General features: G+C 72.5%; 19 protein-coding genes and 1 pseudogene. 7 read left to right on the forward strand and 13 right to left on the reverse strand.

Annotation, left to right across the window (positions count from 1 at the left end):
• The first annotated feature begins 50 nt into the window (after positions 1-50).
• Entirely contained in the window at positions 51-2,591 is a 2,541-nt protein-coding gene (locus ACZ4WH_RS25975; protein WP_468184588.1) for a discoidin domain-containing protein, read from the forward strand.
• Between the two features lie 19 nt (positions 2,592-2,610).
• Here the strand turns inward: ACZ4WH_RS25975 and ACZ4WH_RS25980 are convergent, their stop codons facing one another.
• A complete protein-coding gene (locus ACZ4WH_RS25980) occupies positions 2,611-3,555 on the reverse strand; it encodes a helix-turn-helix transcriptional regulator (RefSeq protein WP_468184590.1) in 945 nt (314 codons plus the stop codon).
• A gap of 131 nt (positions 3,556-3,686) precedes the next feature.
• On the opposite strand from ACZ4WH_RS25980, the gene ACZ4WH_RS25985 reads away from it, so the two are divergent.
• Positions 3,687-4,037 (forward strand): ANTAR domain-containing protein, encoded by a 351-nt coding sequence (locus ACZ4WH_RS25985; RefSeq protein WP_468184593.1) that lies wholly within the window; start codon positions 3,687-3,689, stop codon positions 4,035-4,037.
• Positions 4,038-4,114: 77 nt separating this feature from the next.
• Here ACZ4WH_RS25985 and ACZ4WH_RS25990 read toward each other — a convergent pair whose 3' ends face one another.
• Complete coding sequence (locus ACZ4WH_RS25990; protein ID WP_468184595.1) at positions 4,115-5,281, reverse strand: amidohydrolase; 1,167 nt, start codon at positions 5,279-5,281, stop codon at positions 4,115-4,117.
• A gap of 142 nt (positions 5,282-5,423) precedes the next feature.
• Here ACZ4WH_RS25990 and ACZ4WH_RS25995 point away from each other — a divergent pair, with 142 nt between their 5' ends.
• Both ACZ4WH_RS25995 and ACZ4WH_RS26000 read left to right on the forward strand, forming a co-directional pair.
• Complete coding sequence (locus ACZ4WH_RS25995; protein WP_468184597.1) at positions 5,424-6,887, forward strand: aminotransferase class I/II-fold pyridoxal phosphate-dependent enzyme; 1,464 nt, start codon at positions 5,424-5,426, stop codon at positions 6,885-6,887.
• 419 nt (positions 6,888-7,306) lie between these two features.
• Positions 7,307-9,589 (forward strand): catalase, encoded by a 2,283-nt coding sequence (locus tag ACZ4WH_RS26000; protein WP_468184600.1) that lies wholly within the window; start codon positions 7,307-7,309, stop codon positions 9,587-9,589.
• Positions 9,590-9,676: 87 nt separating this feature from the next.
• Here ACZ4WH_RS26000 and ACZ4WH_RS26005 read toward each other — a convergent pair whose 3' ends face one another.
• From ACZ4WH_RS26005 to ku, 8 genes and pseudogenes are all read right to left on the reverse strand, one after another.
• Positions 9,677-11,344 (reverse strand): PP2C family protein-serine/threonine phosphatase, encoded by a 1,668-nt coding sequence (locus ACZ4WH_RS26005; RefSeq protein WP_468184602.1) that lies wholly within the window; start codon positions 11,342-11,344, stop codon positions 9,677-9,679.
• Positions 11,328-12,392 carry a SpoIIE family protein phosphatase gene (locus ACZ4WH_RS26010; RefSeq protein ID WP_468184605.1) on the reverse strand — a complete coding sequence of 355 codons (1,065 nt, stop codon included), beginning with the start codon at positions 12,390-12,392 and terminating at the stop codon, positions 11,328-11,330. Before ACZ4WH_RS26010 ends, ACZ4WH_RS26005 begins: the two co-directional genes overlap by 17 nt.
• Positions 12,389-12,835, reverse strand: coding sequence for an ATP-binding protein (locus tag ACZ4WH_RS26015; RefSeq protein WP_468184607.1), 447 nt, complete (start codon positions 12,833-12,835; stop codon positions 12,389-12,391). Before ACZ4WH_RS26015 ends, ACZ4WH_RS26010 begins: the two co-directional genes overlap by 4 nt.
• The gene (locus tag ACZ4WH_RS26020) at positions 12,835-13,215 is read right to left on the reverse strand and encodes an STAS domain-containing protein (protein ID WP_468184610.1); all 381 of its coding nucleotides are present in this window, start codon (positions 13,213-13,215) and stop codon (positions 12,835-12,837) included. The genes ACZ4WH_RS26015 and ACZ4WH_RS26020 overlap by 1 nt, the downstream gene beginning before the upstream one ends.
• Positions 13,212-14,105, reverse strand: coding sequence for an STAS domain-containing protein (locus ACZ4WH_RS26025; RefSeq protein ID WP_468184612.1), 894 nt, complete (start codon positions 14,103-14,105; stop codon positions 13,212-13,214). Before ACZ4WH_RS26025 ends, ACZ4WH_RS26020 begins: the two co-directional genes overlap by 4 nt.
• Positions 14,106-14,599: 494 nt before the next feature.
• On the reverse strand, positions 14,600-15,775 hold the full coding sequence (locus ACZ4WH_RS26030) for an acyltransferase family protein (protein WP_468184615.1): 1,176 nt from the start codon (positions 15,773-15,775) through the stop codon (positions 14,600-14,602).
• Positions 15,776-15,914: 139 nt separating this feature from the next.
• Positions 15,915-16,283 (reverse strand): annotated as a pseudogene (locus ACZ4WH_RS26035) (sugar phosphate isomerase/epimerase family protein); the annotation flags it as partial.
• Between the two features lie 18 nt (positions 16,284-16,301).
• The gene (gene ku / locus ACZ4WH_RS26040; RefSeq protein WP_468184617.1) at positions 16,302-17,333 is read right to left on the reverse strand and encodes a non-homologous end joining protein Ku; all 1,032 of its coding nucleotides are present in this window, start codon (positions 17,331-17,333) and stop codon (positions 16,302-16,304) included.
• Positions 17,334-17,432: 99 nt separating this feature from the next.
• Here ku and ACZ4WH_RS26045 point away from each other — a divergent pair, with 99 nt between their 5' ends.
• Together ACZ4WH_RS26045 and ACZ4WH_RS26050 are read left to right on the forward strand one after the other, a co-directional pair.
• Positions 17,433-18,182, forward strand: a complete 750-nt coding sequence (locus ACZ4WH_RS26045; RefSeq protein ID WP_468184620.1) for a TetR/AcrR family transcriptional regulator — start codon at positions 17,433-17,435, stop codon at positions 18,180-18,182.
• Entirely contained in the window at positions 18,179-19,324 is a 1,146-nt protein-coding gene (locus tag ACZ4WH_RS26050; RefSeq protein WP_468184622.1) for a PP2C family protein-serine/threonine phosphatase, read from the forward strand. Before ACZ4WH_RS26045 ends, ACZ4WH_RS26050 begins: the two co-directional genes overlap by 4 nt.
• 34 nt (positions 19,325-19,358) lie before the next feature.
• Here ACZ4WH_RS26050 and ACZ4WH_RS26055 read toward each other — a convergent pair whose 3' ends face one another.
• The 3 genes from ACZ4WH_RS26055 to ACZ4WH_RS26065 are packed head-to-tail and all read right to left on the reverse strand — an operon-like array spanning position 19,359 to position 23,030.
• Complete coding sequence (locus ACZ4WH_RS26055) at positions 19,359-21,590, reverse strand: xanthine dehydrogenase family protein molybdopterin-binding subunit (RefSeq protein WP_468184625.1); 2,232 nt, start codon at positions 21,588-21,590, stop codon at positions 19,359-19,361.
• Positions 21,587-22,588, reverse strand: coding sequence for an FAD binding domain-containing protein (locus ACZ4WH_RS26060; protein WP_468184628.1), 1,002 nt, complete (start codon positions 22,586-22,588; stop codon positions 21,587-21,589). The genes ACZ4WH_RS26055 and ACZ4WH_RS26060 overlap by 4 nt, the downstream gene beginning before the upstream one ends.
• 10 nt (positions 22,589-22,598) lie before the next feature.
• Positions 22,599-23,030 carry a (2Fe-2S)-binding protein gene (locus tag ACZ4WH_RS26065; RefSeq protein WP_468184631.1) on the reverse strand — a complete coding sequence of 144 codons (432 nt, stop codon included), beginning with the start codon at positions 23,028-23,030 and terminating at the stop codon, positions 22,599-22,601.
• Between the two features lie 165 nt (positions 23,031-23,195).
• Here ACZ4WH_RS26065 and ACZ4WH_RS26070 point away from each other — a divergent pair, with 165 nt between their 5' ends.
• The gene (locus ACZ4WH_RS26070; protein ID WP_468184634.1) at positions 23,196-23,756 is read left to right on the forward strand and encodes an antibiotic biosynthesis monooxygenase; all 561 of its coding nucleotides are present in this window, start codon (positions 23,196-23,198) and stop codon (positions 23,754-23,756) included.
• Positions 23,757-23,762 lie beyond the last annotated feature (6 nt).

Below are 23,762 nucleotides of genomic sequence, written 5' to 3' on the forward strand. Positions count from 1 at the left end.
CTAAGCCGCGGGCTGAGCCCGTTGAACCCCCACACGTCTGGAGCCGCCGCATGAGACTGAGATCCCTGGGCGCAGCGCTGGCCGCCACGGCCGCGCTGCTCGCCCTGCCCACCACGCACCCCTCGGCCGCCGCCGCCGAAACCCCCTTGTCCCAGGGGAGGTCGGCCACCGCGTCGTCCGAGGAGAACAGCGGCACCGCCGCCGCCAAGGCCGTCGACGGCGACACCGGCACCCGCTGGTCCTCGGCCGCGACCGACGACCAGTGGGTCCGGGTCGACCTCGGGAGCACCGCCACCGTCACCCGGGTCGTCCTGAACTGGGAGGCCGCCTACGGCAAGGACTACCGGATCCAGATATCCGGGGACGGGACCACCTGGACCGATCTGAAGTCCGTCACCGGCTCCGACGGCGGCACCGACACGGTCGACGTGTCCGGCCAGGGCCGGTACGTACGGATGCTCGGCGTGCACCGGGCCACCGCCTGGGGCTACTCCCTCTGGGAGTTCCAGGTGTTCGGCACTGCGGACGGCGCCCAGGCGGGCTGCGGCACCGCGAACGCGGCCCAGGGCAGGCCCGCCACGGCCTCCTCCACCGAGAACGCCGGCACACCCGCCTCCGCCGCCTTCGACGGCGACACCGCGACCCGCTGGTCGAGCCAGGCCGCCGACCCGCAGTGGCTCCAGGTCGACCTCGGCTCCGTCAAGGACCTGTGCGAGGTGGACCTGAACTGGGAGGCCGCCTACGGCAAGGACTTCCAGATCCAGGCCTCCTCCGACGGGCAGAACTGGAACACCCTCAAGAGCGTCACCGGGGCGACCGGCGGCACGGCGTCCTACGACGTCAGCGGCTCCGGCCGGTACGTCCGCATCCACGGCACCGCCCGCGGCACCGGCTACGGCTACTCCCTGTGGGAGGTCGCCGTGCACACCGGCACCACCGGCGTCCCGCCCGTCCAGGGCGGCGGCGACCTCGGCCCGAACGTCATCGTCGTCGACCCGTCGACCCCGGGCCTCCAGCAGAAGTTCGACGACGTCTTCGCCAAGCAGGAGTCGGCCCAGTTCGGCACCGGCCGCTACCAGTTCCTGCTCAAGCCCGGCACCTACAACAACATCAACGCCCAACTAGGCTTCTACACCTCGATCTCCGGCCTCGGTCTGAACCCCGACGACACCCAGATCAACGGTGACATCACGGTCGACGCGGGCTGGTTCAACGGCAACGCCACCCAGAACTTCTGGCGTTCGGCGGAGAACCTCGCCCTCAAGCCGGTCAACGGCACCGACCGCTGGGCCGTCGCCCAGGCCGCGCCCTTCCGCCGGATCCACGTCCAGGGCGGCCTCAACCTGGCCCCCAACGGCTACGGCTGGGCCTCCGGCGGCTACATCGCGGACTCGAAGATCGACGGTACGGTGGGCCCGTACTCCCAGCAGCAGTGGTACACCCGGGACAGCTCGGTCGGCGGCTGGACCAACGGCGTGTGGAACATGACCTTCTCCGGCGTCCCGGGCGCCCCCGCCACCAACTTCGACAGCGGCCCGTACACCACCCTTGACACCACCCCGGTCTCCCGCGAGAAGCCGTTCCTCTACCTCGACGGCTCCGCCTACAAGGTGTTCGTCCCGGCCAAGCGCACGAACGCCCGGGGCGTCTCCTGGCCCGCGAACGCCGGCACGTCGATCCCGCTCGACCAGTTCTACGTCGTCAAGCCGGGCGCCACGGCCGCCACCATCAACCAGGCCCTCGCCCAGGGGCTCAACCTCCTGTTCACGCCCGGGGTCTACCACCTCGACCGGACCATCGACGTCACCCGGCCGAACACCGTCGTCCTCGGACTCGGCCTCGCCACCCTGGTCCCGGACAACGGCATCGACGCGATGCACGTCGCCGACGTCGACGGGGTGCGGCTCGCCGGATTCCTGATCGACGCGGGCCCGGTCAACTCCGACACGCTGCTGCGCATCGGCACCCCCGGCGCCACCGCCGACCACTCCGCGAACCCCACCACCATGCAGGACGTGTTCATCCGCGTCGGCGGAGCCGGCCCCGGGCTCGCCACCAACTCCGTGGTGGTCGACAGCGACGACGTCGTCATCGACCACACCTGGATCTGGCGCGCCGACCACGGCAGCGGCGTCGGCTGGGACACCAACCGCGCCGACTACGGCCTGCGCGTGAACGGCGACGACGTCCTGGCCACCGGCCTGTTCGTGGAGCACTTCAACAAGTACGACGTCTACTGGAGCGGGGAACGCGGCCGGACGATCTTCTTCCAGAACGAGAAGGCCTACGACGCCCCGAACGCCGCTGCCATCACCCACGACGGCATCACCGGCTACGCGGCCTACAAGGTCGCCGACTCCGTCACCACCCATGAGGCATGGGGCCTGGGCAGCTACTGCAACTACACGGCCGATCCCTCGATCGTCCAGGCCCACGGCTTCCAGGTACCCGTCACCTCGGGGATCAGGATGCACGACCTGCTGGTGATCTCCCTCGGCGGCAAGGGCCAGTACGCGCACGTCGTCAACAGCACGGGCGCACCCACCTCGGGCACCGACACGGTCCCGTCCAAGGTGACGTCCTTCCCGTAGGACACCCGGCAGCCGCCGGTCAGCCGCCGGACAGGGTCTCGTGCGGGGCCCTGCGGTAGGTGTCCCGGTACAGGGAGGCGAAGCGGCCCGGGTGGTGGAAGCCCCACCGGGCCGCGATCTCCGTGACCGTGACCCCGCCGTCCGGGTCGGCGGCCACCAGCTCCTGATGGGCGTGCGCGAGCCGCACCCGGCGCAGCTGGGCCAGGGGAGTGGTGTCCAGATGGCGGCGGAAGGCGTATTGCAGCGCCCGTACCGTCACATGGGCCGCGGCGGCGATGTCCGCCACCGTGACGGGCTGGTCCGCGTGGTCGTCGATGTAGGCGAGCGCGCGGCGCAGCACCGCCGGGTGCGCGTCGGCGTCGTGGGCGGCGGGCTCGTCCAGCGCCGTGTTGGGGAACGCGGCCAGGACGCTCGCCGCCAGGTGCTGGGCGGCCGTGGCGGCGATCAGCGGCTGGTCCGCGATCTCGGCGTCGGACAGCACATCGTCCCGCAGATGGGCGATCGTACGGCTGAGATGGCGCGCCACCGCGGCCGAGCGCGGCCGGTGCCCGGTCAGCCGTACCGGTCGCGAGCCGTCCCCGGCCACCTGGCCCAGCAGTGCGGGATCCAGCATGGTGATGTTGTAGCGGGCGTTGCAGACGCGGCCCGCGTACGGCAGGTCCGGTGGCGCGAGCAGCGCCACGTCACCCGGGCCGAAGGAGTCCTCGACGCCCTGGAAGCCGTGGTCCCGCACGGTTCCCTCGTGCACGACGCACAGGCAGATGCGGCCCAGCGGTTCCACCGAGTAGGCCATCTCGAAGTCGAGTTCGAGTTCGTCGACACTCACCGTGGGGATGCCGGCGCGGTGGATCCGGGCGTGGGTCGAGCCGGGCGTCCCGCTGGCGATGCGCATCCTGGCGTAGGCCCGGCTGAGGAAATCCTCCGTCACGTCCAGGTCGTGGCTGTCGAAGGTGAGGGTGTCCATGTGCTCCGGCTGCCCCCGAATTCCGCTTCCAGGGCCCGCCGACCAGCGATTTTTCGTTTTCTGTACGGCCATTTGCCCTGTTGTTCGTCTGGCGGCTGGTGCTGAGCGGCCGGGCTGCGGAGGGTGAGCCCATGATCGGACGTGACGAGCAGACGGACCAGGTGAAGGCGCTCCAGGAGGAGGTGGAGCAGCTGCGCCGTGCCCTCGGCTCGCACGCCCTGGTCGACCAGGCGATCGGCGTGGTCATCACCGTGGGCGGGCTGCGTCCGGAGCAGGGGTGGGAGGCCCTGCGGCACATGTCGCAGCACACCAACATCAAACTGCGGGAGGTCGCGCGCTGCCTGGTGGAGTGGCCGGCGCGCGGCCGGCTGCCCGAGGTGATCCGCCGGGCCCTGCCCGCCGCCGTGGAGCACGTGCGCACCGGGGCCGAGGCCGCCGGCCGGGAGGCCGAACGCGAGGTCCGCTGCGGCCGACCGGGCTGAACGGTCGTACGCGGTCGGGCCGCAGGGCCGGGCGGGTGTACCGCGGTCGGTGCGCAGGGGCGGCGGACCCGCGGCCGTCAGTCCGCGGTCAGGTGCAGGTCCGCCCATGCGTGGCCGCGCAGGTCCGCGTCCCGCAGGATGTCCGCCGCCGTGCAGGCCAGCGCCTCCACCACCGCCGTCAGCACCCGGCGGGCCCGCTCCGAGGCCGCGGCCTCGGCGAACTCCGGCGTGTGGTCGGAGCCGTCGGCGCCCATGATCGCGACGAACGGGTGGATGGCCGGCACCCGGCCGCTGACGTTGCCGATGTCGGAGGAGCCCAGGTAGACGCCCGGAGTGGGCGCGGTCAGCGCGATCCCGGCGCGGTCCAGGTGCCCGGCGAACCGCTCGGACAGCACCGCGCTGTCCCGGAAGTGCTCGTACCGCACGCTCGCGCGCTCCACGGTGACGGCCGTGTCGGTCGCCAGCGCGACCCCCTCCGCGGCGGTGCGCAGCTGTTCCGCCAGCTCGTCCAGGGCCGCCGTCGTGACCGCGCGCAGCCCGAAACGGCCCTCGGCGTACTCCGGGACGATGTTCGTGGCCGTACCGCCCTGGGTGATGATCCCCTGCACATGGGACCCCTCAGGCAGCCGCCGCCCCAGCGCCGACAGGACGTTGAACAGCTCGATCAGCGCCGCCAGCGCGTCGATGCCCTCCGTCGGACTGCCCGTCGGGTGCGCGGCCCGCCCCCGGAAGCCGACCCGGTACTGCTCCTGCGCGGTCAGCGGCGCCCGCACCCAGTCGTACACCCCGGGGTGGAACATCAGGGCGGCGTCCACCCCGTCGAAGACCCCGGCCTCCACCTCCAGGGCCTTGCCGCCACCGCCCTCCTCGGCCGGCGTGCCCACCGCGAGGATCGTCCCCTCGGCGCCGTCCCGCACGGCCTCCGTGACCAGGGCCGCCCCGAGGCCCGCCGCCGCGATCAGGTTGTGCCCGCAGGCGTGCCCCAGCCCGGGCAGGGCGTCGTACTCCAGCGGGAACGCCACCACCGGCCGGCCCTCGCCCGAGCGCGCCGTGAACGCGGTCGGCAGGCCCGCGGCCTCCCGCCGCACCGCGAACCCCGCGCGCTCCAGTTCTCCCGTGAGCAGCTTCGCCGCGCGGTGCTCGGAGAACGCGGTCTCGGGGTCCGCGTGCAGGGCGGTCGCCACGCTCCACAGCGCGTCGGCGCGGCGCGCGGTCTCCTCCCGGATCCGCTGGTACAGCGACACGAGACCTCCTGAGGTTCGGCGGGCGTCTTCCGTGCCGGCCCGGGTTCCACCCGAACGGCCCCTGACACCGACCGCGCGTGTTTGGGCAGCCCGGCCGGTGCAACACGATGGATGCGGCACCGACCAGCTCAGGAGGACAGCCATGGATCACTCACGCGTACCCGTCCTGGAGGCTCTCCAGGAGTTCCGGCGGCGAGGAGACGTGGTGTACGGGCCGCCCGGGCACAAACAGGGCCGCGGTACCGATCCCCGGGTCGCCGAGATCCTCGGTCTGGACGTCTTCCGCTCGGACGTGCTCACCCTCAACGGACTGGACGACCGCCGCCAGTCCCAGGGCGTCCTGGAGCAGGCGCAGGAGCTGATGGCGGACGCGGTCGGCGCCGAGCACGCGTTCTTCTCCACCTGCGGCAGCTCCCTGTCCGTGAAGACCGCGATGTGCTCGGTCGCCGGACCGGGGGAGAAGCTGCTGCTGTCCCGCAACGCCCACAAGTCGGTCATCGCGGCGGTGATCATCAACGGTGTGGAGCCGATCTGGGTCCACCCCAAGTTCGACGCCGAACGGCACATGGCCCATCCGCCCGAGGCCGACGACGTGCGCGAGCGGCTGCGCGAGCACCCCGACGCCAAGGGCATGCTGCTGATCACGCCCACCGACTGGGGTACCTGCGCCGACGTGCGCGCGGTGGCCGACGCCTGCCACGCCTTCGACGTCCCGCTCATCGTGGACGAGGCGTGGGGCGCCCACCTGCCCTTCCACCCGGGCCTGCCCGCCTGGGGCATGGACGCGGACGCCGACCTGGTCGTCACCAGCGTGCACAAGATGGGCGGCGCGATCGAGCAGAGTTCGGTGTTCCACCTCCAGCACGACCGGGTCTCGCCCGACGTGCTCAAGCAGCGCGAGGACCTGCTCGGCACCACCAGCGCCTCCTGCCTGGTCTACGCGGCCCTCGACGGCTGGCGGCGGCAGATGGTCGAACAGGGGCATGACCTCCTGGACGCGGCCCTGCACCGGGCCGAGCGCGTCCGGGCCCGGCTGCGGGAGCTGCCGGGGCTGCGGGTGATGGGCGGCGAGGTGATCGACGAGCACCTGGCCGCCGAGTTCGACCCCCTGAAGATCGTCGTCGACGTACGCGACCTCGGCATCAGCGGCATGCAGGCGGCCGAGTGGCTGCGCGCCAACTGCCACATCGACGTGGGCGGCTCGGACACCTGCCGGATCAGCGCCTCCATCACCCACGCCGACGACGAGGAGACCGAGAAGCTGCTGGTGGAGTCCGTGCGCTCCTTGGTCGAATGCTCGGACACCATCGAGCGACGGCCCGCCGTGCACCTGCCCGAGCCGCACGCCCTGGAACTGGAGCAGGCGGTGCTGCCCCGCGAGGCCTTCTTCGGCCCCGCCGAGGAGGTGCCCGCCGAGCGGGCCGTGGGCCGGATCGCCGCCGAGATGATCAGCCCCTACCCGCCGGGCGTGCCGGTCGTGGCCCCGGGCGAGGTGATCACCGCCGAGGTCGTCGACTATCTGCGCAGCGGTGTCGCCCACGGCTTCCTCGTGCCGGACGCGGCGGACTCCTCCCTGGAGACCCTGCGGGTCACGGCACGGCCGTGACCGGTCCCTCCCGACCTGCGCCGGACGGGGTCAGCGCCTAGGGTGGCCTGTGCGGGCGGCCGCCGGGTGACCGCCTGCCCCGGGTCAAGAAGCCGGCCTGCTGACCAACACGTCCTCGGCAGGGGGCACTTGGCCCTGCCGGTGGTCCCCGGGTCCGGGCCAGCGCGTCCGGCGGGCCTCCCGCCCCGGCAACTCGATAGGAGACGGCCCGACTTCACCCCGACCGGAAATCCCCGTGATTCCCGGTTTCGGACGCCCCGGCCCGGGGACCTCGGTACGAGGTTCGACGTACCTCTTTCAACAAAGTTCACCCGGTATGTCCCCGGTGTCGGCCGCAAACCCCCGGCGGTGCCGCCGCGCCCCGGACCCACCTCGCCCCTGCCGGGCCCGCCCCGTGACCAGAGAAGGAATGGGAACTGATGAGCGAGAGCAACCCCCTGAAGCGAGCGGCGGACAAGGTGACGGACGCCTTGCAGGGCGGGCCGGCGGGTCCCGAGGACGGCATCCCCGGCAAGCCGGGACCCAAGTCGCCGCCGGTCGCCGAGCCGACCGACCCCCATGAGCCGTACCCGCCCAAGCCCGACCAGAGCGGCCCGGACACCGTCTCGCCGACCGGGCAGCCGACCGGCGCGGACCAGGCGCGGATGGCGCAGAGCGGCAGCTACCTCACCAACGCCCAGGGCACCCGGCTCTACGACACCGACCACTCCCTCAAGGCGGGCCCACGCGGCCCGGTGCTCCTCCAGGACCACCACCTGCGCGAGAAGGTCATGCACTTCGACCACGAGCGCATCCCCGAGCGCGTGGTCCACGCCCGCGGCGCAGGCGCGCACGGCGTCTTCCGCAGCTACGGCACCGCCGCCAACGTCACCAAGGCGGCGTTCCTCGCCGAGGACGTCGAGACACCGGTGTTCGTCCGCTTCTCCACCGTGCTCGGCTCCCGGGGCTCCTCCGACACCGTCCGCGACACCCGGGGCTTCGCGACGAAGTTCTACACCAGCGAGGGCGTCTTCGACCTGGTCGGCAACAACATCCCGGTGTTCTTCATCCAGGACGCCATCAAGTTCCCGGACGTCATCCACGCCGGCAAGCCGCACCCGGACCGGGAGATCCCGCAGGCGCAGAGCGCCCACGACACCTTCTGGGACTTCGTCACCCTGCACACCGAGGCCACCCACCACACCCTGTGGAACATGTCCGACCGGGGCATCCCGCGCTCCTACCGCACGATGGAGGGCTTCGGCGTCCACACCTTCCGCCTGGTGAACGCCGACGGCGGGACCACCCTGGTCAAGTTCCACTGGAAGCCGAAGCTGGGCGTGCACTCCCTGGTGTGGGAGGAGGCTCAGATCATCAACGGCGTCGACCCCGACTTCCACCGCCGGGACCTCGCCGACGCCATCGAGGCGGGCGCCTACCCGCAGTGGGAGTTCGGCATCCAGACCTTCCCCGACACCCCCGACCAGACCTTCGAGGGCATCGACCTGCTGGACCCGACGAACATCGTCCCGGAGGAGCTGGCCCCCGTACAGCCGATCGGGCTGCTCACCCTCAACCGCAACCCGTCGAACTTCTTCGCCGAGACCGAGCAGGTCGCCTTCCACGTCGGCCACCTCGTCCCCGGCATCGACATCACCGACGACCCGCTGCTCGCCGGCCGGCTCTTCTCCTACCTGGACACCCAGATCACCCGGCTCGGCGGCCCCAACTTCCCGCAGCTGCCCATCAACCGGCCGCACGCCCCCGTCAACGACATGCTGCGCGACGGCATGCACCAGACCGCCGTGCACCGGGGCGCGGCCCCCTACCGCCCCAACTCCGTCGACGGCGGCTGTCCCTTCACACCCGGTGCCGACCTCGACGGCGCGTACGTCGAGACCCCCGTGCGCGTCCCGGAGGCCACCAAGGTACGCGAGGCACCCGAGTCGTTCGACGACCACTTCAGCCAGCCGCGCCGGTTCTGGCTCAGCATGAGCCCGCCCGAACGCGAGCACATCATCGGTGCCTACACCTTCGAACTCGCCAAGTGCTACGAACAGGCCATCCGGGAACGGGCCTTGCAGGTGCTGGCCAACATCGACCCCGAGCTGTGCGAGGGCGTCGCCGTCGGCCTCGGCCTGCCCGCCCCCGCGCCCACGGCGCCGCTCGCCGACGTGGAGCCGAGCCCCGCCCTCTCCCAGGTCGGGCACACCTGGCCCACCGACGGCCGGATCATCGGCATCGTCACCGGCCCCGACGGCGACCTGGACGGCGTACGGGCCGTACGCCAGGAGGTGCTGGCCGGCGGCATGGTCCCGCTGATCGTCGCACCGGCCGGAGGCACCCTCGGCGACGGCGCGGACGCCCTGACCGTCCAGCGGACCTACGCCACCGCGCGTTCCGTGGAGTTCGACGCGCTGCTGGTGGCCGGCACCCCCGGCGTGGGCGCCGACGCCTACGGCGCCCGGGACGCCAAGGCGGGCCAGCCCAACGGCCACCAGGCCACCCCCGACCCGCGGGTGGGGCTGCTGCTGGCGGAGGCCTTCCGGCACGGCAAGGCCATCGGCGCCGCCAAGGGCGGGGAGAGCACGCTGGAGGCGGCCGGCATCCCGCTGGAGGCACCCGGTGTCATCGCCGACGACACCGCCACCGCCGTGCTCCAGCAGCTCACCCGACTGCTCGGCGCCCACCGGGTCTGGGAACGCTTCCCGTCCGCCGCCTGACGGTCTGCGCACAGTCGTCCGGACGCGTCGCAAGAGCGCCGGCCGGATGCCGGCTCCCCACGCCACCGGGAGCCGGCGCCCGGCTGGTCACTCCGGCGTGGTGCGGCACAGCAACAGACAGATGTCGTCGTCGTGCTCGGAGTCGTGGAGCATCGGTTTGAGCAGCGCGTCGGCCGCCGCGTCCAGATCCGCCAGATCCGACCGGCCGAGCGCCCCCATGGCCTGGGCGAGCCGGTCGATGCCCGCGTCGATCCCGGCCGACCGCCGCTCCACCAGACCGTCCGTGTACAGCGCCAGCGTCGAGCCCACCGGCAGCTCGACGGCGTGCTCCTCGTACGAGAACGGCACCGGGACCCCCAGCATGATCCCCGGTCTGGCCTCCAGCACCCGCACCTCGCCGTGCGGGCCGCGCGCGATGGCCGGCGGATGCCCGGCCGCCGCCCACACCACCCCGGGCTCCCCGGGCGTGAACCGGGCGATCGCACAGGTCGCGTACAGCTCCGGCTGCTGATGGCGGAGCATCCGGTGCAGCAGGGTGAGGATGCGCGCCGGGCCGTTGCCCTCGACGGCGTAGGCGCGCAGCGCGGTCCGCAGCTGACCCATGATCACCGCCGCGCGCAGCCCGTGCCCCGTGACATCCCCTATCACCGCCAGCACACTGCCGTCCGGCTGCGGGAACGCGTCGTACCAGTCGCCGCCGATGTTCAGACCGTGCGTCGCCGGCAGATAGCGCGCGGCCAGGTCCAGACCCGGCGTGGCGGGCAGTTCGGTCAGCTGGGCCCGTTGCAGGGCCTCGGCGACATCCCGGTGCTGCTCGTACTGGCGGGCGTTGTCCAGGGCGATGCCCGCCCGCCGGGCCAGTTCCAGCAGCATCACGGTGGTGTCCGGGTCGAAGCGCTCGCCGGGCGCCGCCAGCGTCAGCACCCCCTGCACGGTGCGCGCGCCGAGCGGCAGGCACAGCAGCGGCCGGTCCGGGGAGAGCGCGGAGGCCGGCAGGTCGTCCACGCCCGGGAGGTCACCGGGGCGGGGGCCCGCGTGCTGCGGACGGCCGGTGCGCGCCGCCGTCACCGTGGCCGCCGCCCGCTCGCCCGGCGGGGTCCGCTCGTCGTCCACGAGCCAGACGTCGACGTGCCGCGCGTACTCCGGGACCAGCAGCTCGGGCAGCCGGCGCAGGATGTCCTCGTGATCGAGGGAGGCGTTCAGCGCCGCGCTCGCGTTGGCCAGGAAGGTCAGCAGACGGCGGGCCTTCTCCGCCTCCGCGCGCGCCACCCGCTCCGCGTCGAGGAGTTCGCGCTGCGCCAGCGCCGCCGCCTCCAGCTCGGCGTGCAGCGCCAGCACCCCCTGGTTGGTCTGGTGCAGCTCCTCCCGGTGGAACCGCAGCAGCTTCTCCGTCTCCGCCAGGTGCGCCAGCAGGGCGGCGGCGTCCTCGTCCGCTTCCAGCAGGGCCTCGGCGAGCGGGGCGTCGTCCAGGCCGGGCAGCGGGCCGGTCACGGGGACGGGGCAGACAAGCGTGTCCTGCCACGGCTGTGACCCGCCCACGGCGACCCGCAGTTTTCCGCCCGCCTCGGCGGTCACGGCCAGGCCCGCGCCACCGGTGCCGAGGGCACGGCGCAGCCGGGCGCCGAGCGCGGTCAGGAAGCGGGCGCGGTCGAGCGCGGGCACTCCGGCGTCCGCGGTGAGCCGCGCCAGCAGGGCACGGGCGCGGGCCGCGTCGGCGGCGGAGGTGATCGTCCAGTTCTCAGAGGCGGCTGTCATGGGCGCTGGTCCGGCGGTCGGGGGCCAGTACGGCCACGCTGGTGTCGTCGCGTGCGGGGCGGGCCGGGCTGCCCGCCTCGCGCAGGATGGCCGCGGCCACCACCGACGGGTCGTGGGCGAGCAGCCGGGGGTCCTCCGGCGGCTGCCATCGGCTGGGCAGCCCGTCACTGTGCACAACGAGCAGGCTGTCCCGGCGCCACGGCACCCGGCGCACGGGCACCTGCGCCGGGAAGTACGCCCCGACGATCCCCGGATGGGAGACGAGGGACGTCCAGGAGTCCCCGGTGCGCACCCGGGCGCCGACGTTGCCGACCCCCGCGAAACTGAGTTCCTCCCGCTCCGTGTCCACCTGGGCCACCGTGACCGCCGCTCCCCGGGTGGGCCGCAGCGCGCTGTGCAGCCGGCGCAGGATGTCGGCCGGTGGCAGATGCGCGGTGCGGCGCAGCTCGGCCACCGCCGCGGTGGAGGCGTGCGCGGCCTTCGGTCCGTGCCCCAGACCGTCCGCGAGCAGCAGGGTCAGCAGGCTCCCGGAGCGCACCCAGCTCCACGCGTCACCGCTCTGCTCGGCCTGCGTGAGGGCCACCGTGATCCCGCCCGCCGGCAGCGGCGCCGCCGGTGTCCCGCGCCGGCCGGGCTCCGGGTCGATCCGCGCCGCCGCCACCGTCCCACGGCCCGGCAGGCTGTACAGATGGAAGGCGTTGGCGCTGCGCCGGCAGCTGCCCAGGCCCGCGCCGAGCGAGCCGGCGGCGGTGGACCAGCCGTCCCGCAGCGCGGCGCCGACGTCGGCGATGCCCGGGCCGTGGTCGAGCGAGAACAGCTGCACCGACGTGTCCGCCCCGCCGCCGGGCGGTGCCACCACCAGGTTGACCACCATGCGGCCCCCGCCGGCGTGTTTGAGCAGGTTGGTGGCCAGCTCGGTGGCGACCAGCTCCGCGGCCGCCGTGCGCGCGGCGGCGAGCCCCGCCTGTCCGCACGCCTCCCGGGCCGCGATCCGGGCGTCCCGGACACGCGTGGAGTCGTGCACCGGGATCTCCCACACCCGGCTCATCCCACCCCCGGACGCGACGCGGGCACCTGGGCCACCCAGGCGACGGCGGTGACGGTCGTGCCCCGGCCGGGCTCGGTGTCCACGCTGAACTCGTGCACCAGCCGCTTCGCTCCGCTCAGCCCGAGTCCGAGGCCGCCGCCGGTGGTGTACCCGTCGGTCATGGCCAGTTCCAGGTCGCGGATGCCCGGACCGCTGTCGATGAAACACATCCGCAGACCGCGGCTACGGCCGTTGTCCAGCGGTGTGATCTCCGCCCGGCCGCCGCCCCCGTGCACCAGCGTGTTGCGGGCCAGCTCGCTCGCCGCCGTGACCAGCTTGGTCTGCTGCACCAGACCGAAGCCGAGCCGCGCCGCGCACTGCCGCACCTGCTGTCGGACCCAGGCCAGATCCGCGTCCGAGCCGATGGGCAGGCTCGTCGCGGACGCCTGGCCGGACGACTGCATCAGCTCCCCCTCTGGGACAGCAGTTCCATGGCACGGTCGACGTCCAGGGCGGTGACCAGGCCGGGCAGGGTGAGCCCCAGCTCGACCAGGGTGATCGCCACGGCGGGCCGCATGCCGGCCAGGACCGTACGGGCCGCCAGCAGGCCGGCCGTGGAGGCGATCTCCGCGAGGACCCGGCCGAGGAACGAGTCGACGATGTCCACGCCGGAGATGTCGAGGACCACACCGGTCACCCGGCTGGTGGCGATGCGGTTGGTGATGTCGTGCTGCAACTGCTCGGCCATGCCGTCGTGCAGCTCGCCCTGAAGGGAGACCAGCAGGACGTCGCCCAGGGCGAGCACGGGGACCTGGGGCGGCTGACCGGGAGTGGGATGGTTCACCGGGCGCTCGCACCCGCGTCCGCACGGGACACCTCGATGCCCTGCTTGCCCAGCGCGTAGGCCAGCGCGTCGGACAGCGAGGCGCGGGTGAGCACCGAGCCCAGATCGATGCCGAGCTGCACGATGGTCTGCGCGATGGCCGGCCGGATGCCGGACACGATGCACTCCGCGCCCATCAGCCGTGCCGCGGCCACCGTCTTCATCAGGTGCTGCGCGACGAGCGAGTCGACCGTCGGCACCCCGGTGATGTCCAGGATGGCGTACCGGGCCCGCTGGTCGACGATGGCCTCCAGCAGCGACTCCATCACGACCTGGCTGCGCGCGCTGTCCAGCGTCCCGATCAGCGGTACGGCGACCGTGCCCTCCCACAACTTGATGACCGGGGTGGCCACTTCGAGCAGCTGCTGCCGCTGCCGCTCGATCAGCTCCGCGTTCGCGTCCAGCGCCGTCTCCATCACCACCAGGCGCAGCGTGCCCAGCAGCAGCGTCAGCGCCAGCGCGCACTCCTGGGCCTGCGGGGCGTTGGGGTCGGCGAACTCCTCGCGCAGCAGCTCGACCACGGGGACGCGCAGGCCCGCCACCTCGTCGGCGATCTGGGACGGGGTGGATCCGGTGCGGGTCCGGGTCTGGGTCATCCGCCCCAACTGGTCACGTACCGGAGCGAAGCCGGGCGCCTCGATGTCCTCCAGCCGCCCGCTGACGGCCACCTCGGACAGCGCGTCCACCACGGCCTTGCACGCCTCGACCGCCTCGTCGCGGGAGACGGTGAAGACCGAGCGGAACAGGGGGGCGTCGGCCCAGCGCTGGGCGATCTGCTCCTTGCGCTGTTCCAGGAAGGAACTCACCACCTGCGGTGCCGATTCGGCCGTGTCCTGCTCGGGCACTCTCATCCTCTCCTCTCGCACAGCCAGGTCCGCCGGTCGGCCGGCTCCCCGAACCGATCATTGCCGATCGCCCACCGTAGCTCCCGCCGTCCGACCGGACCAAACCAGGGGCTACGGCAACTTTGCCCAGGTCAGCGTCATTTGGCCGGGGCCGCCGGGCGGGCGCTGTCGGCGCTGACCGCACCGCTCGGCAGGCTGGGGGCGGCCCCGCGTTCGTGCGGGTGAGCGTGGGTGGCGACGGACGGGCCGGGCCGTCGGCCGCCGTGTCGTGGCGCGGGGCAGGGGCAGGGCACCGCCCGGCCGTCCTCGGCCGTCGGCTCGCCCCGGTCTGCTTCCCGCGCACGTCGACTCGGCTCCTTCGGTGCGTTCACGTGGTGCCGGCCCGCCGGTGTGTGCCGGGCCGGGCCGGTGTCGGTGAGCCGATTACCCCGAAACCCGCGGGACTCTCCTCGCTGTTGCCGACGTCACCCGTGCGTGCGACCGGCCGTGACCGCGGGGGGTCAGTCGCGTGCCGGTGCCGGGGCCTCTCGGCGGGCCGGTGCCGGGGCCGGCTGCGAGGACGGCCGGCGGCGGCGCAGCAGCAGGCGCCGTGCCGGGCGCTCCACCGCCTCGTACAGCACCCAGGACAGGGCGAGCGACACGGTGAACGCCGCCGCGGTGACCGCCAGCCCCGCCGGCGCACCGAAGTGCGGCTTCTTGCCCAGCAGCTCCGTCGCGCCGCGCAGCACCAGCAGGTGGATCATGTAGAAGGCGAACGACAGTTCCCCGAGCCGTACCATCCGCCGGCGCCGCCACAGGGACGGCAGCCCGTGCAGGTCGGCGACCGCCGCCGCCGGGATGAGCAGGGCGAACCCGGCGATGGTGCACACGGTGGCGGAGTAGCCCGGAGTGACCTGCGGGACCATGAAGTAGCCGATGACGGCCAGGGCGAGCGAGGCCTCCAGACCGGGTCCGCGCCAGCGGCCGAGCAGCACCAGCCGCGCGGTGACCGCGCCGAGCACGAACTCGGGCAGCCGGGCGGCGGGCAACGAGTAGATCGAGTGGGTCCACCAGTGGTGGGCGTCCGCCCAGGCCAGGACGAGGACCGCCACCACCGACAGCCCGCCCAGCGCGGTCGCGCCGCGCGCCCCGAGCCGGCGCAGCACCAGGATCAGCAGCGGGAAGGCGGCGTAGAAGAACGCCTCGCAGGCCAACGACCAGCTCACCGGGTTCAGCGTCTGCCACCACGGGCGCCACCAGGAGTGCAGCAGCAGCGCGTTCGCCAGCGTCTGCTTCACCGTCGGCCGTGCCTGGTGCGTCAGCGTGTACGCCATGACGAGCGCGACGGCGAGGGTGGCCAGGTGCACCGGGTAGATCCGGGCGATGCGCCGCCGCCAGAAGGTGAGCGCGCGGTCGTGGGGCCGCGCCGACCAGGTCAGTACGAATCCGGACAGGACGAAGAAGAAGGACACTCCGGTGGCGCCGGCGCCGAAGGCCCAGGAGACGAGGCGGCCACCGGTGCCGCCGAACCAGCCGAAGTTGTGCACGTGCAGTCCGAACACCAGCAGCGCCGCCATCCAGCGCAGCCCGGTCAGAGACGGCAGGGAGGGCGGGGCGGCCGGTGCGGGTGACCCGGCGCCCGCCGCGCCGGTCCGGGCGGGCGGCGTCCCGAGCGCCGGGGTCGTCGCCGTGGTCATCACATCACCTGCCGCAGGGGGTTCGCGTGGAGCATGAAGGGGTACGTTGCCCGTTCACTCCCGGTCCATCACGGCGCATGGGAAACATCACACTGCTGCCGAACGACGGACCACCGTGTATGCCACGGACGGCGGGACCGGGTGCACCCACACGAGTGAGCACGCCAGTTCCTCCGGAGGACCCCTTGTGGTCGAAGGTGTCCGCGATGTGGACGTGCCGGAGCTTGTCGCCGGCGTACCGCAGCATCGCCGCGATGTCGGCCGTGGGATCGGCCCCGGAGAGGTGGAAGGAGTGCGGGGCGCAACAGAGGTAGTTCACCCACGGCTCGTTGACCGCGCGGACCAGGTCGACGGCGGGGGTGTTCTCCTCGCAGAAGTCGTCCGGGTGCGCCTCCAGGTTCAGCGCGATGCCCTCTCGCTCGAACAGGGGCAGCAGCTCCTCCAGCGAGCGCCAGAACGCGGCCTCGCTCTCGGCGGCGCGCTCGGGCCGCCCGTTGAACTCGGAGTGCCGCCGGCCTGACCCGGTTCAGGCCGCGGCACCCGGCCGGCCCAGGGCCTCGATCAGCTGCTCGCGGTTCATCTTCGACCGGCCCGGTACGCCCGCGGCGCCCGCCCGCTCGTACAGCTCCGCCTTCGACAGGGACGCGAGATCCTCGGCCGCCTCGGACCGCTCGCCCTGCTTGGCCTTTTTTGCCTGCTTGGTCTGTTCGGTCTGCTTCCCGCGGGCGGTCTGCTTTCGGGCGGCGGGCTTCCTGTCGCCGCCCCCGCGGCCCCGGGACCGGCTCTGTTCGACGCTGCGGCTGAGCGCCTCCATGAGGTCGATGACGTTGGTCGCCTCCGGCGGCTCCGGTTCGCCGACGACCTCCTCGCCCGTGCGCTTGGCCTCCACCAGCCGCTTGACGCGCTCCTCGTAGGTGTCGCGGTACTCGCGCGGGTCCCAGTCGATGCTGAGGGCGTCGATCAGCTGCTCGGCCGTCCGCAGCTCCTTGCTGTCCGCCCTGGCGTGCTGTTCCGGCAGCAGATCCACCACGTCGGCGGGGTCGCGGACCTCGTCGGCCCAGTGCAGGGTGTGCAGCACCAGGACGGTCGGCTGTGCGCGCAGCGCGGTCAGGTACTCCTTGCCGCGCATGGTGAGGGTGGCGATCCCGGCCTTGTCCGCGCGGTCCAGCGCCGCCCGCATCAGCTCGTACACCTTCACGTACTCCTTGCCGCGCGGGCCGACGTAGTACGTGCGGTCGAAGTAGACCGGCTCGACCTGGTGGAGGTCCACGAACCCGGCCAGGTCGATCACCTTCGACCGCCCCGGCGCGATCTCCTCCAGCTCCTCCGGCTGCACGACGACGTACTCGCCCTCGTCCAGCTCGTAGCCCTTGACGATCCGGTGGGTGGCGACCTCCTTGCCGGTGCGCTCGTTGATCCGCTTGTTGCGGATGCGGTCCGAGGTGCCGCGCTGGAGCTGGTGGAAGTGCACGGTGTGGTCCTCGGTGGCGGTGTACAGCCCCACGGGCAGGGTGACCAGCCCGAAGGTCAGGACACCGGTCCAGATCGGTCTCGCCACGGCTCCTCGCCTCCCGTCCTGCGGGTGTCCCGGGTCCTGTCGAATCCAGGAAAAACAGGGTATGTCCCAATTAAATAGTCTCTTGGTATCGTTGATAACATGAACAACAGATCGCTGATCCTTGAGGCGGCGACCGAGCTGCTGGAGGCGTCACCGACCGGAGACGTGGCCACCCGCGGCGTCGCCCAGCAGGCGGGCGTGCGGCAGCCTGTCATCTACCGCCTCTTCGGCGACAAGGACAGCCTCCTGGCCGCGGTCGTGGATCACGGGTTCGCGCGGTATCTGGCCGCCAAACGGGCCGCCGAGCCGACCGCCGATCCGGTGGCGGACCTACGGCGTGGCTGGGACCAGCACACCCAGTTCGCCCTGGAGCACCCCAATCTGTACCGCCTGATGGCCGCCCCCGGACCGGCCTGCGTACCCAAGGCGATCAGTGAGATGCACGCGCTGACGCACGCCACGCTGGAGCGCGTGGCACAGGCCGGGCGCCTGGCGGTCGAGCCGGACCGGGCGGCCGACATCGTGATCTCCGCGAACACCGGTGTCGCCCTCACCCTGCTGACCCGGCCCGGCCCGCGGCCCGACGCCGACCTGTCGGCGCAGGTCAGGGACGTGGTGCTGGCCGGGGTTCTGACCCCGGAGGCGTCCGTGTGCGACGCGTCCCCGCCGGTGAGCACGCGGCGGGCCGCCACCACCCTGGCGGCACTGCTGCGTCGCGACCCTCCGCGGTCGCTCACGCCGGCGGAAGGAGCCTTGCTGGCCGAGTGGCTCACCCGGCTCATCGACGACGGCGCCACACCTGGATTCCGCACCAACGGATCCCGCACCACGGACCGGAGCACGACGTGACGGCTGCGACGACGAAGACATCCACCACCGAGGTCCTTTCGGCCTGGAACCGGGGATCACCCCACCCGCTCTGGCTGGCCGTCCCTCTGCTGCTGGTCATCGCCATCCCGACGGCCGACGCGTTCCTGCCGCCGGACATCCATCTCGCCCACCTCCTGGTCGTCGCCACCGCGTTCACCGCCATGGCCTACGGTCCGAGACCCACGACGCTGGTCGGCGTCCTCGCCGTCCTCGCGCTGATCACCGCCGGGACGGAGCGGGGAACCCTCGTCACCGAGAGCGTGCTGGTCGAACTGTGCACGCTCGCGGCGCTCTGCGCGCTCCTGGTCGCCTTCACCCACCTGCGGGACCGGCGCGGGCGGGAACTGCTCAGAGCGCGGGCCGTCTCGGACACCGCACAGCGCGTCGTCCTGCGTCCGCTCCCGACCCGCACCGGACCGCTGTCCCTCGCCAGCGAATACCACAGTGCCGAGGCCGACACCTACATCGGCGGCGACCTCTACGCCGCGGCCCGGACCTCCCGCTCCACCCGCCTGGTCATCGGGGACGTCCGCGGCAAGGGCCTCGCCTCCATCAGCGACACCGCCATCGTCCTGGGCGCCTTCCGCGCCGCCGCCCACCGCCCGGTCCCGCTGCCGGAACTCGTCGCCTATGTGGAGGACGCCGTCCACTGGGGCCTCAACGAGTTCTCGGAGGTCGATCCGGACGTCGGGGAACGGTTCGTCACCGCCGTCGTGCTCGACATCCCGGACGACCAGCCGGTGGTGCACATGATCAGCTGCGGGCACCCGCCGCCCCTCCTGCTGTGCCGTTCGGCGGGGACCGCCACCGCGCTCCATGTCACCGACCCCGCCCCGCCGCTCGGTCTGGGCGCCCTGTCCGACACCACCTACACGGCGGCGACCTTCCCCTTCCACGCCGGGGACCGGATCCTGCTCTACACCGACGGCGTCACCGAGACCCGCGACAGCGACGGCACGTTCTATCCGCTCGCCGAACGCCTGGCGAAGTTGTCCGATCTCGACCCCGGCCCCCTCCTGCGGGAGATCGTCGCCGACCTGCGCGACCACGCCGGCGGACTGGTCCACGACGACATGGCCATGATGGTCGTACAACGCGACGGAGCGCCCGCCGCCGGCTGACGGACGGAGCCGCGCGGCCCGGCCCGGCCGGACGTCACAGCAGGTCTTCGATGGTGATCGGGAACCGCCGCACCCGGCGGCCGGTCGCGTGATGGACGGCGTTCGCGATCGCGGCCCCGGCGCCGACCTGACCGATCTCCCCGACGCCCTTGACGCCCAGCGGGTTCACCGCGCTGTCGTCGACCTCGACCAGTTCCACGTCGACGTCGGGGGCGTCCGCGTTGACGGCGACCAGGTACTCGCCCAGGCTCGCGTTGGCCCAGTGCCCGGTGCGCGGGTGCATGTGGTTGGCCTCCAGCAGCGCCTGGCCGAGGCCCCAGAGCATGCCGCCCATCAGCTGACTCCGGGCAGTCTTGGGGTTGAGCACCCGGCCGGGAGCGAAGGCCCCGGTCATGCGCCGCACCCGTACCAGTCCCAGCTCCGGGTCGACGGCCACCTCGGCGAACTGCGCCCCGAACGTCATCATGGCGAACTCGGTGCCCTGTCCCGGCGGACTCCACGTGCCCAGCGCCTCGGCGTCGGGCTGGAAGGCGCGCTGTAGCAGACCGGCGTACGAATCGGACGCGGTCCCGGCGGTCATCACCCCGTCCCGCACGACCACGTCGGCCGGGTCGGCACCGTGCAGCGGGGAGCCGGCGTCGGCGACGGCGCGGCGGACGAGCTGGTCCCGCAGAGCGGTCCCGGCACTGTGCACGGCGGCGCTGATCATGCCCGCGCCCGCGGAACCCACCGCGGCCGCGATGGTGGGCAGGTCCGTATCGCCGTTCTCGAACCGGCAGCGCTCCACCCGCAGGCCGAGAGCGTCGGCGGCGACCTGGGTCATGACCGTGGCGACACCCGTGCCGAAGTCGGGGGTGGCGGCCTGGACCACGGCGGTCCCGTCGGCGTAGACGCGGGCCCGCGCCCGCTGCGGACTGGCCGGCGGGGCGACCGGATAGCCGGCGCTGGCCATGCCCGTCCCGATCAGCCAGTTCCCCTCGCGGCGCACGCCCGGCCGAGGGTCGCGGCCCGCCCAGCCGAAGCGCGCGGCACCCCGCTCGTAGCACTCGCGAAGGCCGCTGCTGGACCAGGGCAGGCCCGAGGAGGGGCTCACGTCCGCGTGGTTGCGCAGGCGCAGTTCGATCGGGTCGATGCCGAGTTCCTGGGCCAGTTCGTCCATCGCGCACTCCAGCGCGAGCATGCCGCTCGCCTCGCCGGGCGCCCGCATGAACGTCGGGGTCATCGTGTTGGCCCGGAAGATCCGGTAGACGCCGTCGAAGTTCGGGCAGGCGTAGATCTCCGAGGAGACGCCGATCGACGGCTCGGCCCAGTCGTCGAAGTGCGAGGTCGGTGACAGCTTGTGGTGCCTGACCCCGGTCAGCCGGCCGTCACGCGCCGCGCCCAGGACGATGGTCTGCTCCTGCTCCTCGCGATGCCCGACCGACGTGAACATCTGCTCGCGCGTCAGCACCAGCTTGACCGGCCTGCCGACCTCGCGCGCGGCCAGCGCGGCCAGCGCGGCATGGTCGTGGATCATGGCCTTGGAGCCGAAACTGCCGCCCACGTAGTGACTGACGACCCGGATCTTCGACAGCGGAATCCCGAGCAGCCGGGCGACGGTGATCTGTGTGGCGTTGACGCCCTGCGTCGAGTCGTGCAGCAGCAGCTCGTCGCCGTCCCACACGGCGGTGGTGCCCGACGCCTCCAGGGGGTTGTGATTGTTCGCGGCGTACGTGTAGGTCGCCTCCACCCGTACGTCCGCCTCGGCGAGGCCCGCCTCGACGTCCCCGCGCCGGATCCGGCCCGGCAGCCAGCCGCCGAAGATGCGATCGGGCACATATGCCTGGTCGCGGCCCTGGTCGAGGGTGATCAACGGCGGCGTCTCCTCGTACCGGACGCGCAGCACGCTCGCCGCGTGCTGGGCCCGCTCCCAGGTGTCGGCCACGACGATCGCGACATGCTGGCCCGCGTAGTGGATCACGTCGTCCTGCATGGGGAAGAACGTCTGGCCGGGCGCCGCGGTGCCGGCCAGCGAGGGAATGAGCGGCGGCTGCTCCGCGATCCTCGGCAGATTCTGGTGGGTGAGGACGGCGAGCACGCCGTCCTCCGCCAGCGCGGTGCTCGTGTCGATTTCGGTCACGCGGCCGCTCGCGACGCGGGACCCGACCAGGCAGGCGTAGACCGTGCCGGGGATCGGTATCTCGGCGGAGTACCGGGCGCTGCCGGTGACCTTGGACCGGCCGTCGACGCGGTCGAGAGGCTGTCCGATGGCCGTCGCGGTCGTCATGCCGGGCTCCCGGTGCCGTCGCCGGTGAGGGTCTCCAGGGCGCGCACGATGGCGCGCTGGGCGAGTTCGACCTTGAACGCGTTCATGGCGGTCGGCCGGGCGGCGGCCAGTTCGGCCCGGGCCGCCTGGGCGAAGTTGACGCGGTTCGCCGGCGCGCCGATCATGAAGTCCTCGACCCGCTGCGCCCGCCAGGGCTTCGTCGCCACGCCGCCGAGCGCCACGCGGATGTCCGCCACCGTGCCGTTCACGAGTGACAGCGCGGCCGCCACCGAGGCGAGCGCGAACTCGTAGCTCTCGCGGTCCCGCACCTTCAGATACAGCGAGTGGCGCGCCACGGGCATCGGGGGCACCTCGATCGTTGTGATCAACTCACCGTGTTCCATCGGGTGCTCACGGTGCGGAGAGTCCTCGGGCAGCAGGAAGAAGTCGTCGAAGGCATAGGTCCGCTCGCCCCCGGGACCCAGGGTGTGCACCCGTGCGTCCACCGCCATCAGCGCCACGGCCACGTCCGACGGGTGAGTGGCGATGCAGTGCTTGCTGGTGCCGAGGACGGCGTGGCCACGGCTGAACCCCTCCAGCGCCGAGCAGCCCGTGCCCGGATCGCGCTTGTTGCACGGTGACCGCGCGTCCCGGTAGTACGAACACCGCACCCGTTGCAGGAGGTTACCGCCCATCGACGCCATGTGGCGCAGTTGCGCCGAGGCGCCCAGCTCCAGGGCCTGGCAGATCAGCGGGAAGCGCTCGCGCACCACGGGCGACGCGGCGACCTCGCTCATCCGGGCGAGGGCTCCGATGCGCAGGCCGCCCTCCTGGGTCGGCTCGATGCCGGTCAGCGGGAGGTGATTGATGTCCACGAGCCGCCGGGGGTGGAGGACGTTCTGGCGGAGCAGATCGATCTCGGTGGTGCCGCCGGCGAGGAAGTCGCTGGTGGGGTCGGCGCTGACGGCGGCGACCGCGGTCGCGGGGTCGGTGGCCCGGGAGTAGGTGATCGGCTGCACGGAAGGGCTCCTAGGTTCCGTCGCGGACGGCGCGGATCGCGGCCCGGATGTGCGGATAGGCGGCGCAGCGGCAGATGTTGCCGCTCATCCACTCCTTGATCTCGGCGTCGTCGCCGGCGTGTCCCTCCTTCAGCAGGGCGACGGCCGACATGATCTGACCCGGCGTGCAGTAGCCGCACTGGAAGGCGTCCTCGGTGATGAACGCCTGCTGCATGGCGTGCAGTTCGTCGCCCTCCGCGAGCCCCTCGATCGTGGTGACCTCACGTTCCTCGCACGTCAGGGCGAGCGTCAGACACGCCAGCACCCGGGTGCCGTCCACCCAGACGGTGCAGGCCCCGCAGGTTCCCTGGTCACAGCCCTTCTTGGCGCCGGTGAGGGAGAGGTGTTCGCGCAGTGCGTCGAGCAGGCTGACGCGTGGCTCGATCTCGAGGGAATGCCGCACGCCGTTGACCGACAGGGTGACCCTGACGGGGCCCGGGCCCCGCTCCGCGAGCGTCTGCCCACGTTGGGTGAGGGATGGACCGTGTACAGACATGGGTCACCTCCAATAAAGGGGCAGTTTCATTCTCATACCGCCTCAAAACAGTCGCAACCGTACGATTCCGGTATGAGAGACATCGCGTCGGAGGTTCATGAAGCGGTGACCGTGGTCTTCACCTGGGAGGTGGAGCCGGGCAGGGGCGCCGAGTTCGAGCGCTGGGCGCACGGGGTCGAGGCGGCGGCGGCAGTGTTCACCGGTCACCTCGGGGTCACCTGGCTGCGGCCCGAGGGGGAGGGCAGGCGCTACTACGCGGTCGTCCGGTTCGCCGACACCGCCGCGCTGGACCGCTGGCTCGCCTCGCCGGAGCGAGCCGCGTGGGAGGACCGCGTACGGCCGTTCGGTCGCTCCGTACGGCCGAAGTTGACCACCACCGGCCTGGAGACCTGGTTCAACGTGCCGGGAGCGCCTGTCCATCCTCCCGCGCGGTGGAAGATGTCCCTCGTCACGATCCTCGCGGTCTATCCGTTCGCGCTGCTCTACGACGGACTGGTCGCCGAGTACTTCCATGGCTGGCCGCTGCCCTGGCGGACCCTCGTGTTCCCGGTGGTCCTCGCACCCCTGCTCACGTACGCCGTCATGCCCTGGCTCAGCCGGGCCCTGCGGCGGTGGCTCTACCCGAGGGGCTGAGGCCGG

It is taken from the genome of Streptomyces sp. NPDC029138, assembly GCF_055564375.1.